Here is a 285-nt window from a genome sequence, read left to right as displayed (position 1 = left end):
GATATCATCGCCTCCGAAGAGGTCGGCGAATACGTCCATCAGCAGGTCCCGAATAGTCAATTGGTCGTGCTGAACGCAAGTGGCCACTGCCCTAACCTCAGCGCTCCCGACGAGGTCATCTCTGCAATCCGGCGGTTCGCCCGATGAGCGGTCCCGACACGCAGATCTCCATGCCGGCGGAAGACCTTGAGGACTTATACGAAAACGCGCCATGCGGCTATCTTTCGCTGCAGCCGGACGGGCGCATCGTCAAGGTGAACAAAACGCTGTCGACCTGGATCGGCA

1 protein-coding gene and 1 pseudogene are annotated in these 285 nt (G+C 59.3%); both read left to right on the top strand.

Going from position 1 to position 285, the window contains the following annotated elements; translation table 11 throughout:
- Positions 1 to 147 (top strand): alpha/beta fold hydrolase (locus tag AF337_RS45140; protein ID WP_160320262.1); only part of this gene is annotated, 147 nt, incomplete at its 5' end.
- Positions 144 to 285: pseudogene (locus AF337_RS45135) on the top strand (PAS domain-containing sensor histidine kinase); the annotation flags it as partial. The gene AF337_RS45140 and the pseudogene AF337_RS45135, both read left to right, overlap by 4 nt.

The sequence above is a fragment of the Rhizobium ecuadorense genome, from assembly GCF_001187535.1.
Classification (GTDB): Bacteria; Pseudomonadota; Alphaproteobacteria; order Rhizobiales; family Rhizobiaceae; genus Rhizobium; species Rhizobium ecuadorense.
This window is presented reverse-complemented; position numbering and strand designations above follow the sequence as displayed.